The sequence below is a fragment of the Pseudomonas sp. CLCA07 genome (assembly GCF_053615335.1).
On sequence record NZ_CM132131.1, the window covers coordinates 2,343,988 to 2,358,478 of the forward strand.

Genomic DNA, 14,491 nt, shown 5'->3' on the forward strand with positions numbered 1-14,491 from the left:
CATCCGTGGTGCGGGATGCTTAATAGTTGAAAGTCTTGACCAGCAGCAGGTCACCGATCGCGCGCAAGGGCACGATGAAGGTCTCGCGTTTTTCGTCGACGGTGTTTTCGTTCAGCACCAGGTTGATCTGCGAGGTGATGACCTCGTTCTGGTTGCTGGCCTCCTCGAAGTTATAGCCGCCGCTGCCGAAGTTGCCCCAATAGTTCACGTAAACCAGATAGGTGCCATGCATCGGCGCGGTCATGGTGAACATTTCCGGACCGGGGCCATCGACGCCGTCCGGGTCAAGCCCGCCGCCGTTGGTCAGCGCCGAGTGAGCCCAAAACGCATGTTGTCCGTCCGGGGTAATGATGTGCAGGTCGAGCTCGGCTTTCGGATCGTCCCAACCCAGCACCACGCGAATCCGTGCCGGCGTGCGCAGGTTGTTGGCTTCATAGAATTGAACGCGCTTGAGCGACTGGCCTTCGGCACTGCGCACTTCGACGCTGTTGGAACCCGCGCCAAAGGCATACGGCCGGGCGAAACGCCCCTCGTCGTCGGTGTACAGATTCAGTGGATTACCGTTGACCGCCAGCGTGTGCGGTCCGCGTTGAGTGCCGATGGCCTTGAGTTGGCCCTCGATCATCGTGCGATTACGCTGCACACCCCGGTCGATGGGCGGCGTGGGATAGGCAACTTGCGGGTTTTCGCTACGGTCGAGCAGACCGCTAAAGCGCCAGCCGCCGACCGGTTCCGACAGCTCAGCCGTCGGTTCTGCCCAGGCAGCAGTCGCGCAGACCAGCCCCATCGCCAGCACAAGAAATGAACGCATGTGATGCCTCCTGCCATGCATAACGAAACCTTGCGCCCGATCCTCGGCGCGTTACAGATCCAAAAGCTGCGTTTCGTCAGAAAGACCCGTGACGGATGGGTCCTGGAAGGCGCGAGGGTAGCGATTTGGCTAGTTTTTAACAATCGGATCCATCTTGATTTGCGGTGCGAGTCACGAACATTTGAGTGCGTGAGCCGAATAGCGACCTTATTCGGCTCACTAAATGAGCCGAATAAGGCTATTATTCGGCTCATTCACTCTGGAGTTATCCGTGGTCATGGCATCTCACTGGATTTGGCAACAGCCTGATTGGCCGAATTTCACTTGGCAATCCGAACGCCTGACGCCGCTATTGCGTGAGTGCGTGCAGGCGCAAGGTCGGTTGATGGGCATGGCCAGTTCTGTGGGTGGCTCACTCAGCGTGCAGAACGAACTGGATGCGTTATTGCAGAACATCGTGACGTCTTCAGCTATCGAGGGTGAGCAGCTGAATGTTGGCTCGGTCCGCTCATCACTGGCGCGACGCCTGGGTCTGGAGGTGGTCGATGGCGATAAAGTCAGTCAACGCAGTGAAGGGCTAGCGCAGTTAATGCTCGACGCGACTCGGCACTTTGCGCAACCGCTGACAATGGAGCGGTTACTGGCATGGCATCAATGGCTGTTTCCGGATCAGGATATGAATGTTGCCGCCCGGTCGATTCATATCGGCGAATTGCGCGGCGATGAGCCGATGCAGGTGGTGTCCGGACGACTCGACAAACCGACCATCCACTTCGAGGCACCGCCCCGCCTTGGCCTTGAACAACAGCTCGATAGTTTTCTCGCCTGGTTTGAAACCAGCCAGAGACAAGGCGGGCTCGATCCATTGTTGCGGGCCGGCATCGCGCACTTCTGGTTCGTCACCCTGCACCCCTTTGACGACGGCAACGGTCGCCTCACGCGAACCATCACCGACTTGGCGTTGGCTCAGGGTGAAGCCCAAGCGATCCGTTTTTACGCCATGTCGGCGAGCATCCTTGAGGATCGCTCCGGCTATTACCGAGTGTTGGAAACCAGCCAGAAAAGCTCCACGGACATTACCGAGTGGCTGGAATGGTTTCTGCAAACCTTGCTGCTCAGCTTGCAGCAGGCCATGACACGGATCGAAGCAGTACTGGGCAAGGCGCGCTTCTGGCAGGCGCATCGGGACGCAAAACTGTCATCCGAGCAAATCAAGGTACTGAATCGCTTGCTGGATGGCGGAGAGCGAGGTTTCGAAAACGGTATCAGCGCGGCTCAATATCAAGCTGTGGCAAAAGTATCGAAAGCCACTGCGACCCGTCATTTGGCTGAGTTGCTGGAGAAGGGTTGTCTGAAACGCCTGCCCGGTGGTGGGCGTAGCACCCGCTATCAGGTCCGCTATCCAGATGACTCAACCTATTAATCAAGCCGTAATGCGATCTGTAGCAGCTGGCGAAGCCTGCGTTCGGCTGCGAAGCAGTCGTCAATGCTGCTTGTACGGTATGCCTGATTGACCGCGAGTGATGGTTTTACGACTGCTACGCAGCCGGACGCAGGCTTCGCCAGCTGCTATGTATGGACTCGCCCCCACTTTCAACCCGCTTTTGAACACTGCTACCCGGTTGCATCTATGTATAAGGCCTATTCGAGGAAGCCTTCATCGGCTTCTGGCCAACATTGGGTGAGCTCGCGGTATGCCTATTACATTTAGGCCTCAAGGGCCGGTAGCAGCTCAGGCATCTATCCGCGACGGTCTGACCTGGGGTCAATGTTCTTCAGCAAGGGTTGAGGCGGCTCAGCGCCCCGGTGGCAGAACTCTGTCAATGACTCTTGATCAGCCCCTCATCACGGCCTCTGACCAGTGGCCGGTTGGCGATGATAGGTCTGCTCGTTTTGCAGCAGCACCCACATGATGCGCAGGTTGCGGTTGGCCAACCGCACCGCCGCGCCTTTTTGACCGTGACGGCTCAACCAGCGTCGCAGACGCTGGTCATCTGGATGTTCCGAATCTGGCCGCACCTGCCTCAATACAGAGTGCGCACCTTGAATCGCCAAGCTGCGCAGATAGGCATCACCGCGCTTGCACATATTGCCCAGTCGAATCTTTTGCCCGCTACTGTGCTGTTCGGGCACCGTGCCGAAATAGGCGGCGAACTGGCGCGCGTTGGCAAAGCGTTCAGGCTCAGTCTGTTTGGCTAGCATCGCCGTGGAGAAGATCGGGCCGACACCCCGTATAGTCATCAACCGTTTCGCCGTCTCGTCCGCGCGAGCACTGGCTTCCAGGCGCCCCGTCAGCACGTTGATGTGTTCGCCCAGTTGGCCCCACTCAGCCAGTATTTCGTCGATCAGCTCGCGCAACATATCCGGCAGCGGCTGGCTGGGGTCTTCCAGTACCCGTGGCACATCTCGGCTGAGGGCCATCTCGCCCTGCGCCAAGGCAATGCCGTGTTCCAGCAGCAAGCCACGCATCTGGTTACCCAAGGCCGTGTGCCGTCGCACGCATCCCTGCCGGACGCGGTGCAGCGCTTGCATCGCTAACGCCGACTCACTCTTGACCGGTACGGCTGCAATTTTTTGGTCTCGGCCTGCACGTAATATCGCCAGCACATCGTTGCGGTCATTCTTCGCTCCGCTACGGTGTTCGGCCACACGTTGTGCAGGCAGTATCCGCACTGGATTGCCTTGCGCCTGTAACAGCCGTGCCCACGCTTGCGCGCCCGGCCCGGTCTCCATCAGTACCGTCACATCCGCCGACAACTGGCGCAGGAACACGTGAAAAGCTTCACGAGACTTGATCCGTTGCTCGTGGACCACCTGGCCAAGGGAATTTTCCCCCGCGACCTGAAACACATTCTTCGCAAGATCCACCGCTACTGTCGTGCACGCCGCAAGATCGGCTGGCGACAAGGATTTGTTTATCGTCGTATGCTTGCTCATGGCCTCGCCCTCGCTGTCGTTGGCTTTCATAGAATGCCACCGTGGCGCGAAGACGCCTCGGCTTGGGCGAGTCCATTCAATTACAAATAGTGTGGCGCAGGTGAAACGGTTGCTGCCGGTGCATTGGCCGAAACACCCGGCTCATTTGCCCATCCCCCCCATGTCTGCTAGTGTCGCGCCGGTTTAACGTCAACCGGAAATAGCCGCCATGGCCCGCAAAAAAGCTGCACTGGATTTCGAACAATCGCTCGCTGACCTGCAAACGCTGGTAGAGCGTCTGGAGAACGGCGAACTGTCGCTGGAAGACTCGCTGACGGCTTTCGAGCAGGGCATCGGTCTGACTCGCGATTGCCAGGCGGCGCTAGCCCAGGCCGAGCAGAAGGTTCAAGTGCTGCTCGAACGTGATGGCGAGCTGGCCGAGGAACCCTTCGAAGCGGATCAGCCAGAATGATTGCAGCGTATTCGGCGACCAGCCAGGCCCGCGTCAACGCGGCACTGGAAACCCTGTTCAACGCCCCCAGCTCTGAACTTGCCCGTCTCTATGAAGCCATGCGCTACAGCGTGATGAATGGCGGCAAGCGCGTACGTCCATTGCTGGCTTATGCGGCCTGCGAAGCGTTGGGCGGCAAGGCTGAGCAAGCCAACGGCGCAGCCTGCGCGGTGGAGCTGATTCACGCGTACTCCCTGGTGCACGACGACTTGCCGGCCATGGACGATGACGACCTGCGTCGCGGCCAGCCGACAACTCACAAGAAATTCGATGAAGCCTGCGCAATCCTTGCCGGTGACGGCTTGCAGAGCCTGGCGTTCAGCGCCCTGCTCGACCCGCGCCTGAACGGGGCGGACGCCGAGATCCGCCTGCAGATGGTCAGCGCCCTGGCCGTCGCGGCAGGCCCGGCGGGCATGGTCGGCGGTCAAGCCATCGACCTCGGTTCGGTCGGTCTGAAACTCGATCAAAAAGCCCTTGAGTACATGCACCGGCACAAGACCGGCGCGCTGATTGAAGTCAGCGTCAAACTCGGCGCCCTGGCCAGCGGCCGCGCCGAGAAGGACGAACTGAAAGCGTTGCAGACCTATGCACAGGCCATCGGTCTGGCGTTTCAGGTGCAGGACGACATTCTCGACGTTGAAAGCGATACCGAAACCCTCGGCAAACGCCAGGGCGCCGACATCGCTCGCGACAAACCGACCTACCCGGCGCTGCTCGGCCTCGACGCGGCCAAGGCTTATGCCCTGGAACTGCGCGATCAGGCCCTGCACGCGCTGCGACCGTTTGACGCGGCCGCCGAACCCTTGCGCGATCTGGCCCGCTACATCGTCGACCGGCGTAGCTGACAGCGTATCGGCCAAGTTAAGACCAACGCGTGGGCAGGGGGCGATGCATCAGGTAAACTGCCGCATCTTTTATACCTATAACGATTCGCCTGATGCCCACGACGTTTCATGAGATTCCCCGAAAGCGCCCGACCACGCCCCTGCTCGACCGTGCCAACACGCCGGACGGCCTGCGCCGGTTAGGCGAAGCCGAGCTGGAAACCCTGTCCGATGAATTGCGCCTGGAATTGCTCTACACGGTCGGTCAGACCGGCGGGCATTTCGGTGCAGGCCTGGGCGTCATCGAACTGACCATCGCGTTGCATTACGTCTTCGACACCCCGGACGACCGGCTGGTGTGGGACGTGGGTCATCAGGCTTATCCGCACAAAATCCTCACTGGCCGTCGCGAGCGCATGGGCACACTGCGCCAGAAGGACGGCGTCGCAGCCTTCCCGCGCCGCTCCGAGAGCGAGTACGACACCTTTGGCGTCGGCCACTCCAGCACCTCGATCAGCGCAGCGCTGGGTATGGCCATTGCCGCCCGCCTGCAGAACAGTGATCGCAAGGCCATTGCCGTGATCGGCGATGGCGCGCTGACCGCCGGCATGGCCTTCGAGGCGTTGAACCATGCGCCGGAAGTGGACGCCAACATGCTGGTGATCCTCAACGACAACGACATGTCGATCTCGCGCAACGTCGGCGGCTTGTCGAACTACCTGGCGAAAATCCTTTCCAGCCGAACTTACGCGAGCATGCGCGAGGGCAGCAAAAAGGTTCTGTCGCGCCTGCCCGGTGCCTGGGAAATCGCCCGTCGCACCGAAGAATACGCAAAAGGCATGCTGGTTCCCGGCACGCTGTTCGAAGAACTGGGCTGGAACTATATCGGCCCGATCGACGGCCACGATCTGCCGACCCTGATCGCCACCTTGCGCAACATGCGCGATCTCAAAGGCCCGCAGTTCCTGCACGTCGTCACCAAGAAAGGCAAAGGCTTCGCCCCGGCCGAAGTCGACCCGATCGGCTACCACGCCATCACTAAACTCGAACCGCTGGACGCACCGGCCGCTGCGCCGAAGAAAGCCGGCGGGCCGAAGTATTCCGGCGTGTTCGGTGAATGGCTGTGCGACATGGCCGCTGCTGATCCGCGTTTGGTGGGTATCACCCCGGCGATGAAAGAAGGCTCCGATCTGGTGGCGTTCAGCGAGCGTTTCCCGCTGCGCTACTTCGACGTGGCGATTGCCGAGCAACACGCGGTGACCCTCGCCGCCGGCATGGCGTGTGAAGGCGCTAAACCGGTGGTGGCGATCTATTCGACGTTCCTGCAACGTGGCTATGACCAGCTTGTGCATGATGTAGCGGTGCAAAACCTTGACGTATTGTTCGCCATCGACCGCGCCGGTCTGGTGGGTGAAGATGGCCCGACCCACGCGGGTAGCTTCGACCTGTCGTTCTTGCGCTGCATCCCCGGCATGCTGGTGATGACCCCGAGCGACGAAAACGAACTGCGCAAAATGCTCACCACCGGTCACCTCTACAACGGCCCCGCAGCGGTGCGTTACCCACGCGGCTCAGGTCCGAATGCGACCATTGAGAAAGACCTGCAACCGATTGAAATCGGCAAAGGCATTGTTCGTCGTCCGGGCAGCAAAGTCGCCTTGCTGGTGTTCGGCGTGCAACTGGCCGAAGCACTGAAAGTCGCCGAGACGCTGGATGCAACCGTGGTTGACATGCGTTTCGTCAAACCGCTGGATGAAGCGCTGGTTCGCGAAATCGCCGGCAACCACGAGCTGTTGGTGACCGTCGAAGAAAACGCAATCATGGGCGGTGCCGGCGGCGCGGTCAGCGAATTCCTCGCCCGCGAAAACATCCTCAAGTCGGTACTGCACCTGGGCTTGCCGGACCTCTACGTCGAACACGCCAAGCCTGCGCAGATGCTGGCCGAGTGTGGGCTGGATGAGGCCGGGATAGAAGCGGCGGTGCGTGAGCGCCTGCAACTGCTCAATATCTAAATCCCATCTCCTGTAGGAGCCGGCTTGCCGGCGAAGGCGCCCTCATGGGCGCCAAAAGCTTCGCTGGCAAGCCAGCTCCTACAAGGACCGCACCGTCCTTGATACACAAGAATTGACCATGAATTTCTCCCCCCTCGCCCTGACGCTGACCCTGCTGCCGGCCGGTCAACTGCTGGCCGACACCTTCGAACGCGATCAAGCATTGAAACTGCCCGACGTGTTGATCACCGCCAATCGTCAGGTCGAAGCGCGCAACGACAGCAGCGCAGCGAATACGGTGTTCACCCGCGAAGACATCGACCGTCTGCAACCAGACAGCATCACCGATTTGCTCAAACGAGTGCCGGGCGTGCAAGTGGCGCAAACCGGCGGGCTCGGCAGTCTGCCGGGGGTTTACATTCGCGGCACCCAGTCGGCGCAAAGCCTGGTGCTGGTGGATGGTCAGCGCATCGGCAATTCGACCTCGGGTGACAGCAACCTGCAACACATCAACATCGAGCAGGTCGAGCGCGTGGAAGTGCTGCGCGGCTCCCGTTCGGTGCTTTATGGCAGTGACGCCATCGGCGGGGTGATTCAAATCTTCACCCGGCGCGGCGGCGAACAAGGCCTGCAACCGCGGATGCACGTGGGATTTGGCAGCAATCAGACTTGGGAACGCAGCCTTGGGCTGTCTGGTGGCGATGAGAAAACCCGCTTCAACCTCGGCGCCAGCCTCAATGAAACCGCCGGGATCAATCGCACACACGAGTCGTATCCCAGCGACAGCGATCACGATGAGTACCGCAATCAATCGGTCAGTTTCAGCCTGAGCCACGCACTCACCGATGACCTGGAAATCGGCGCCAACGTGCTGGATAACCGAGGCAAAAGCGAGTTCGATAACCCGTTTGGCCGCTTTGATCCGGACACTTTCGAGTCAGTCCAGCAGCAGCCTTTCAGCGAGTTCGAGGTGAGCAGCGTCAGCAGTTATGTCGACGCAAGGGTTAACGATGCCTGGAAGACCCGATTCGAATTCGGCCACAGCGAAAACCGCGAAAAGACCCTCGACAAGCTCAGCGATGAGCGTAGCGTCTTCAACACCTACCGCGATTCGGTGAACTGGCAGAACGACCTGACGCTCAACGACCGTAATAGCCTGCTCCTGGGCGGCGACTGGTACGAAGACCGGATCAACAGCAGCACAGCGTTTGATGAAGACAGTCGCTGGAACCGCGCGGCATTTATCCAGCATCACTATCGGGCGGACAGCTTTTCCACTGAGCTGGGCCTGCGTCGTGACCAGAACCAGCAGTTTGGCGGCCAGAACAGCTGGAGCGGCACCTTCACCCTGCCGCTTAACCCGGACAATGATGTGCTGCTGACGTACAGCGAAGGCTTTCGCGCACCGACGTTCAACGACTTGTATTACCCGGATTTCAGCAACCCGGACCTGAAACCTGAAACGTCGAAAAACTATGAGCTGCAATGGCGTAGCCAGTTAACAGAAACCAGTCGTCTGGAAACGTCGCTCTATCGCATCGATCTTGAAGACGCGATTATTTTCGGCAGTAACTCTCAGCCAGAAAACGTGGCCTCGGCGCGGATCAATGGTTTCGAAGCGGCATTGAAACAGCAATTGTTCGGCTGGCAGAGCAACCTTGGCATAGCGTTCATTGACCCGCGCGACCGCGAAACCGGCCACACCCTCGCCCGTCGTGCACGGCGGACGTTGAGCCTGGATCTGGATCGACAATTTGATCGCCTGGGCCTCGGCGGCAGCTGGCAAGCGGTCAGCAGCAGCTATGACGACTTGAACAATCAACAGCCACTGAGTGGCTACGGCTTGTTAGGGTTGCGCAGCAGCTGGGAACTCAATCGTGAAATCAAGCTTGAGATGAAGCTCGATAACCTGCTGGATAAAAGCTATAGCCGGGCGTTGTACAGCCATGAAGGCAGTCAGTTTGGGTATCGAGAGGAAGGTCGGGCGTGGATGTTTGGGGTGACCTGGACACCCGAGATCTGACCTGAAGTCAGCTGTGTCTAGGCGGACGTCATCGCGGGCAAGCCACGCTCCCACAGTGGAATGCATTCCAAATGTGGGAGCGTGGCTTGCCCGCGATGGCCGCACCTCGGTCTCACCGGTCCGGCGCAATAACCCGGCAAAGCTTGGCCGTCGCTTCAACCATCTGCCCACTCGGCCGCTCCAGTCCCTTATCCGTCACCAACAGCAATTGCCCATGCGCCACTGCCGCCACCTGCGGCCACGCCTTCCATGCGTCGAGTTGGGCCTGATCACTGGCCAGAATCACCTCGGGATTACGTTGCAATACCGCCTCGACACTGACCTGCGGCGCGGGCAACGTCAGGTCGGCAAACACGTTGCGCGCGCCGCACACCTCTAGCGCATCACTGATGATCTGCCCGCCACCCACGGTGTACAGCGGCCGATCCCAGACTTGATAAAACACCCGCAACGGCTCATCTCGTCGATAACGCTGACGCAGGGTATCCAGTTTTTGGCGTAGATCGACCGCCAACGTTACACCCCGTTCGGACCGACCGAGCTGCGTGGCAATCGCTTCTATTTGCGCAGCGAGTTGGTTGAGCGTGTGAGGTTCGGCGACGTACGTGGGGATGTTCAACCGCTTGAGCTGCTCACGCTGGGCCGGGCCAACGCTACCCGGCCAGAGCAGCAGTAAATCGGGCTGGAGACTGAGCAAACGCTCCATATCCAATTGACCGTAGCGGCCAACCGAAGGAAGGTGTTCAAGCCCGGATGGGCGCTCACCGGCATCCAGCACACCAACCAGCAGGTCGGCTGAACCCAGTTCGACAACGATTTCAGAGAGGGACGGCGCCAGGCTGACGACCCGCCCGACAGCAACCGCCGAGCCGCTGACGGCCAGCAGCAGAACCGCCAGCCAGGCTCGAAGCATCAGCCGAGTTGACGCGGAATACGGTAGAGGTAGAACAGCACCGTGGTCGACAGCGCCAGCAGCATCAACGGCACGGCTTCAAGGCCGACGAACACCGCCAGCGCGCCAATCCAGGCGGGCAATGCGGCCGCCAGGAACGCGGTACGCCGCTTGGCTGCCAAGGCGATCCAGGCGGCGGGTTCCTCAGGCGTGTCGAGGGCTTTTTGGGTGGCGATCAGGGCGTGCTTGTAGCCGCCGAAAAACTTCAGGCTGACAAACATCGAGGCCACCCCGGCGATGAACAACGGCATCGCCAGCACCGGCAGAATCGCCTCGCCCTGGCCAAATACGCCATTGATCACCAACAGCGGCAACAAGGCCAGCGTCAGGTATTGCCACCAATTGAACGACAGCCGCCGCCGAACCTGACCGCGGGTCACGCTCGATCCGCCTCGCCCTGATGCTCGTTGCCCATCATGTGGTCGAGCTTGCTGGCCTTGGTCGCCAGGTAGAGTTTGTTGTGCGGGTTGTGGCCGGTGTGCAGCGGCACGCGCTCGGCGACCAAGATGCCCATGTCGGTCAAGGCTTTGACCTTGCGCGGGTTGTTGGTCATCAGACGCAGGGATTTCACGCCCAGGTGCTCAAGCATCGGCAGACATATGGCGTAATCACGCTGGTCGGCAGCGAAGCCCAGGCGCTCGTTAGCCTCAACGGTGTCGGCACCGCCATCCTGCAACTCATAGGCGCGGATCTTGTTCAGCAGGCCAATACCACGGCCTTCCTGACGCAAGTACAGCAACACGCCACGGCCTTCACGGGCGATGGCTTGCAAGGCGGCTTCAAGTTGAGAGCCGCAGTCACAGCGCTGGCTGAACAAGGCATCACCCGTCAGACATTCGGAGTGCAACCGGCCGAGTACCGGGGCACCGTCGGCAAACTCACCCAGGCTCAGTACCACGTGCTCGCGGCCGGTGGCTTCATCGAGAAAGCCATACATGGTGAATTGCGCAAAAGGCGTTGGCAGCTTGGAAGCGGCGACAAAAACGACAGGCACCGGTGTGCTCCTGATCAATAGTGCTGGAGATTCGCAGACGCGGCATTGTAACAGCCGATTCCTGCAGACGCTTAGGCTGAATTATGGGGCATAACGATCAAAAAGTTAGATATCAGGCCACTACTGCACCCTTTGGGAGCGAATCTGCTCGCGATGACGGACTCATTGATGTCGACTGACATACCTTCTTCGCGAATAGGCTCTCTCCCACAGGGTTAATCATGTGCCACAGGGTTCATGTTCAGTTCGAATCGAACGGATAGGGCTGTTTCCAGCGCACGAAGATCGGTTTCAGTGCGCCACTTTTCACCAGCAGATCCATGCGCTGGTCGAACAATGCCATCAACGTCCGAGCCTCGGGTGTATTGGCGAAGCACAGGTACAGCGGCAATTCAGCGATATGCGTGCGGCGGTACTGGGAAGGATCCTTGGCCCGCTTGACGATGTAATCGATCTCGGGCAGCGCATCGATGTAAAAGTCGGCACGGTTGTGGGTCAGCATCGACAAAATGCCGGTACGCCGCACGACTTCGTTATGGCGCTGCACGTTGGGCAGGTACTTCTGGTACTCGTAACCGCGGACCCAGGCCAGTCGATAGTTGCCGAGGGTCTGCGGGGTCGGCGCCGGATTACTGGCCACGCCCAGGGCGTAGATGTGATCGGTATCGTAATTCCAGCGCGGATAAAGCACATCGCTGGCCTCGTCACGGTAAGAACCGACACAGGCATCCACTTCACCGCGTTGGGCCAGGCCCACGGCGCGGGTGTAGGGTTCGATGCGCAAGTCCAGCTTGACCCCGGCCGGCTCGAAGATAGCTCGCAGCACGTCCCAGCCCAGGCCATGCCCGTCAGCGGCGGTGTAGTCTTCCCATTCTTCGCTGGCCAGATGAATCACTGACGGCGTCGGCGCTGCATCCGCCGCCTGGACGAGTGAACAAAACATTGCGAAAAAAACCGCCAACCCGCACCGAGCCATCCTAGTCCCCTTGCTTCGCCCGTCAGGCGAAAATCCATACCAGCCCTTGCATTGCCAACCACGCAAATACACCAGCCAACACGTCGTCGAGCATAATCCCGACGCCGCCATGCACATGCCGGTCGATCCAGTGAATCGGCCAGGGCTTGAGAATGTCGAAGAAGCGGAACATCAGGAATCCCGCCAGCAACCAGTACCAACCTTCCGGCACCAGCCACAGGGTGATCCACATTCCGACCATTTCGTCCCAGACAATGCCCTCGTGGTCGTGCACGCGCAAATCATCGGCCACCTTGCCGCACAGCCAGAAGCCGAACAACATGGTGATACCGAGCATCAGCCAGTACCCCCAGTCGGGCAGCATTTGCCACAACGGGATAAAGGGTAACGCCACTAACGAACCCCAGGTGCCCGGTGCTTTTGGCAGGGTGCCCGAGCCGAAGCCGAACGCCAGGAAATGCCAGGGATTGCGCCAGACCGATGGCGGCACGAATTCCGCCGGGACCTGTTTGGGATGATCTGTCACGGTGTCTCCCGAAAATGTTGATAGCCCCGGGCTTGCGGGGTGATGTCTTGCCCATCGGCATCCAGCAGCGCCACGCCCTGCCCCGTCACGACACGCCCGACCACATGTATCGGCCAGCCGTCCGCCAACAATGAAGACAACTCGACGGACGGTAAGGTGAAGGCCAGCACATAATCGTCGCCGCCACTCAGGGCTGCCGTTTCGGCACCGGATTGACCGAGGAACGCCACTAACGTCGCCGACACGGGCAGCTTACTCCGCTCAACCTGAATACCGACCTTCGACGCCAGCGCTATGTGCCCGCAGTCGGCGAGCAGGCCGTCGGAGATGTCCAGCGCCGAGGTCGCCTTGCCGCGCAATGCCTGGCCCAACGCCAATTGCGGCTGCGGTGACCAGTAATGCGCCAGCAACGGATCGGCGATGGCCGCGTCAGCCGTACGCTGACCCAACACCAGTGGCAAAGCCCCCGCCGCGTTGCCCAGTTCACCGCCAACGCAAAGCAAGTCGCCGGTTTGCGCGCCGCTACGGGTCAGCGCCTTGCCGGCCGGCACACGACCGAACACGGTCATGGTCAGGCTCAGCGGCCCCCTGGTGGTATCGCCGCCTACCAACGCTACACCGCAGCGTTGCGCCATGAGGCTCAAACCACGGGCATAGGCCTCTAACCAATCGGCGGTCACCGTCGGCAAGGTCAGGGCAAGGGTAAAGGCAACGGGGGTGGCGCCCATGGCAGCCAGATCGCTGACCGCCACAGCCAGCGAGCGCTGACCGAGCAGAAACGGGTCACAGGGGTCTGCAAAATGCACACCGGCAACCAGCGTATCGGTGGAAATGGCCAACTGCTCCCCGGGAGGAACAGTCAGCAAGGCGCAGTCATCACCAATCCCGAGGGCAACGCCTTCGCCGCCTTGCGCACAGGGCGCGGCGGCGAAGAAGTTGCGGATCAGCTCAAACTCACCCATAGAGGTAAAGCGCCGATTAGCGCTTGAACGCCTTCACTTCAGCTTCACGCAGACGCGGGGCCAGCTTGTCGAGTACACCGTTGACGAACTTGTGGCCGTCGGTGGAACCGAAGACCTTGGCCAACTCGATACCTTCGTTGATCACAACGCGGTACGGTACGTCGACGCGCTTGAGCAGTTCCCAGGTCGACAGGCGCAGAACCGCCAGTTCAACCGGGTCCAGCTCTTCGATGGTGATGTCCAGGCACGGCGTCAGTGCAGCGTCGATCTCAGGCTTGTGGGCCGGAACGCCGTGCAGGATGTCGTGGAAGTACGCGGCATCAACATCACTGAAATCGTTATCGACCCGGAACTGCGCTTCGATCTCGTTCAAAGACTGCTTGGCCATGTGCCACTGGTACAGCGCCTGAGTCGCGAGCTGACGTGCTTCGCGACGCTTGACGCTTTTCGATGGCTTGCCAGCATCCGCAGGCTTTGGATCGCGCGGGTTGAAACGATCGCTTTCGTCGCTAATCACTTGGCCTCCAACTGCGCCAGCAGGCTGACCATTTCCAGAGCGGACAGGGCAGCTTCAGCACCTTTGTTACCGGCCTTGGTGCCGGAACGTTCGATGGCTTGCTCGATGGAATCAACGGTCAGCACGCCGAAAGCGACTGGAACGCCGAACTCCATGGACACCTGGGCCAGGCCCTTGGTGCATTCGCCCGCCACGTATTCGAAGTGCGGAGTACCGCCACGAATGACCGCGCCCAGAGCGATGATTGCCGCGTATTCGCCCTTCTGAGCGACTTTCTGCGCAACCAGCGGAATTTCGAAGGCGCCAGGAGCGCGGATGATGGTGATGTCGCTTTCGCTTACGCCGTGGCGAACCAGGGCATCCACTGCACCGCTGACCAGACTTTCAACGACGAAGCTGTTGAAACGGCCCACTACCAAAGCGTAGCGGCCTTTAGGGGCGATGAAGGTACCTTCGATGGTCTTCAGGGTCATTCGTTAGATCTCTTA

At 60.2% G+C, this 14,491-nt stretch carries 15 protein-coding genes; 5 read left to right on the forward strand and 10 right to left on the reverse strand.

Features of this window, described 5'->3' with window-relative positions; translation table 11 throughout:
• Positions 1-19 precede the first annotated feature (19 nt).
• Complete coding sequence (locus ACWGZX_RS10775) at positions 20-811, reverse strand: YfaP family protein (RefSeq protein ID WP_452628296.1); 792 nt, start codon at positions 809-811, stop codon at positions 20-22.
• A gap of 277 nt (positions 812-1,088) precedes the next feature.
• On the opposite strand from ACWGZX_RS10775, the gene ACWGZX_RS10780 reads away from it, so the two are divergent.
• Entirely contained in the window at positions 1,089-2,234 is a 1,146-nt protein-coding gene (locus ACWGZX_RS10780; protein WP_452628297.1) for a Fic family protein, read from the forward strand.
• A gap of 422 nt (positions 2,235-2,656) precedes the next feature.
• On the opposite strand, the gene ACWGZX_RS10785 is transcribed toward ACWGZX_RS10780, so the two are convergent.
• Positions 2,657-3,748 (reverse strand): IS110 family transposase, encoded by a 1,092-nt coding sequence (locus tag ACWGZX_RS10785; RefSeq protein WP_452629004.1) that lies wholly within the window; start codon positions 3,746-3,748, stop codon positions 2,657-2,659.
• A gap of 208 nt (positions 3,749-3,956) precedes the next feature.
• Between ACWGZX_RS10785 and ACWGZX_RS10790 the strand changes: the two genes are divergently transcribed.
• The 4 genes from ACWGZX_RS10790 to ACWGZX_RS10805 all read left to right on the forward strand — a co-directional run bounded on the left by ACWGZX_RS10790 (position 3,957) and on the right by ACWGZX_RS10805 (position 9,076).
• Complete coding sequence (locus tag ACWGZX_RS10790) at positions 3,957-4,199, forward strand: exodeoxyribonuclease VII small subunit (RefSeq protein ID WP_056743654.1); 243 nt, start codon at positions 3,957-3,959, stop codon at positions 4,197-4,199.
• Positions 4,196-5,083, forward strand: coding sequence for a (2E,6E)-farnesyl diphosphate synthase (gene ispA, locus ACWGZX_RS10795; protein ID WP_223521910.1), 888 nt, complete (start codon positions 4,196-4,198; stop codon positions 5,081-5,083). Before ACWGZX_RS10790 ends, ispA begins: the two co-directional genes overlap by 4 nt.
• 92 nt (positions 5,084-5,175) lie before the next feature.
• Complete coding sequence (gene dxs, locus ACWGZX_RS10800) at positions 5,176-7,074, forward strand: 1-deoxy-D-xylulose-5-phosphate synthase (RefSeq protein ID WP_452628298.1); 1,899 nt, start codon at positions 5,176-5,178, stop codon at positions 7,072-7,074.
• Positions 7,075-7,192: 118 nt separating this feature from the next.
• Positions 7,193-9,076 carry a TonB-dependent receptor domain-containing protein gene (locus ACWGZX_RS10805; RefSeq protein WP_452628299.1) on the forward strand — a complete coding sequence of 628 codons (1,884 nt, stop codon included), beginning with the start codon at positions 7,193-7,195 and terminating at the stop codon, positions 9,074-9,076.
• Between the two features lie 112 nt (positions 9,077-9,188).
• Here ACWGZX_RS10805 and ACWGZX_RS10810 read toward each other — a convergent pair whose 3' ends face one another.
• The 8 genes from ACWGZX_RS10810 to ribH form a co-directional block, all read right to left on the reverse strand.
• The gene (locus ACWGZX_RS10810; protein WP_452628300.1) at positions 9,189-9,989 is read right to left on the reverse strand and encodes a cobalamin-binding protein; all 801 of its coding nucleotides are present in this window, start codon (positions 9,987-9,989) and stop codon (positions 9,189-9,191) included.
• The gene (locus tag ACWGZX_RS10815) at positions 9,989-10,408 is read right to left on the reverse strand and encodes an MFS transporter (protein WP_452628301.1); all 420 of its coding nucleotides are present in this window, start codon (positions 10,406-10,408) and stop codon (positions 9,989-9,991) included. Before ACWGZX_RS10815 ends, ACWGZX_RS10810 begins: the two co-directional genes overlap by 1 nt.
• Positions 10,405-11,022 carry a GTP cyclohydrolase II gene (gene ribA, locus ACWGZX_RS10820; protein WP_452628302.1) on the reverse strand — a complete coding sequence of 206 codons (618 nt, stop codon included), beginning with the start codon at positions 11,020-11,022 and terminating at the stop codon, positions 10,405-10,407. The genes ACWGZX_RS10815 and ribA overlap by 4 nt, the downstream gene beginning before the upstream one ends.
• A 241-nt stretch (positions 11,023-11,263) precedes the next feature.
• Complete coding sequence (locus ACWGZX_RS10825; RefSeq protein WP_452628303.1) at positions 11,264-11,998, reverse strand: substrate-binding periplasmic protein; 735 nt, start codon at positions 11,996-11,998, stop codon at positions 11,264-11,266.
• A gap of 22 nt (positions 11,999-12,020) precedes the next feature.
• Complete coding sequence (locus ACWGZX_RS10830) at positions 12,021-12,524, reverse strand: phosphatidylglycerophosphatase A family protein (protein WP_150782649.1); 504 nt, start codon at positions 12,522-12,524, stop codon at positions 12,021-12,023.
• Positions 12,521-13,486: a thiamine-phosphate kinase gene (thiL, locus tag ACWGZX_RS10835; RefSeq protein ID WP_452628304.1), complete on the reverse strand. Its 966-nt coding sequence runs from the start codon at positions 13,484-13,486 to the stop codon at positions 12,521-12,523. The genes ACWGZX_RS10830 and thiL overlap by 4 nt, the downstream gene beginning before the upstream one ends.
• A 16-nt stretch (positions 13,487-13,502) precedes the next feature.
• A complete protein-coding gene (nusB, locus tag ACWGZX_RS10840) occupies positions 13,503-14,003 on the reverse strand; it encodes a transcription antitermination factor NusB (RefSeq protein WP_008153530.1) in 501 nt (166 codons plus the stop codon).
• Complete coding sequence (gene ribH / locus ACWGZX_RS10845) at positions 14,000-14,476, reverse strand: 6,7-dimethyl-8-ribityllumazine synthase (RefSeq protein ID WP_003185938.1); 477 nt, start codon at positions 14,474-14,476, stop codon at positions 14,000-14,002. The genes nusB and ribH overlap by 4 nt, the downstream gene beginning before the upstream one ends.
• Positions 14,477-14,491 lie beyond the last annotated feature (15 nt).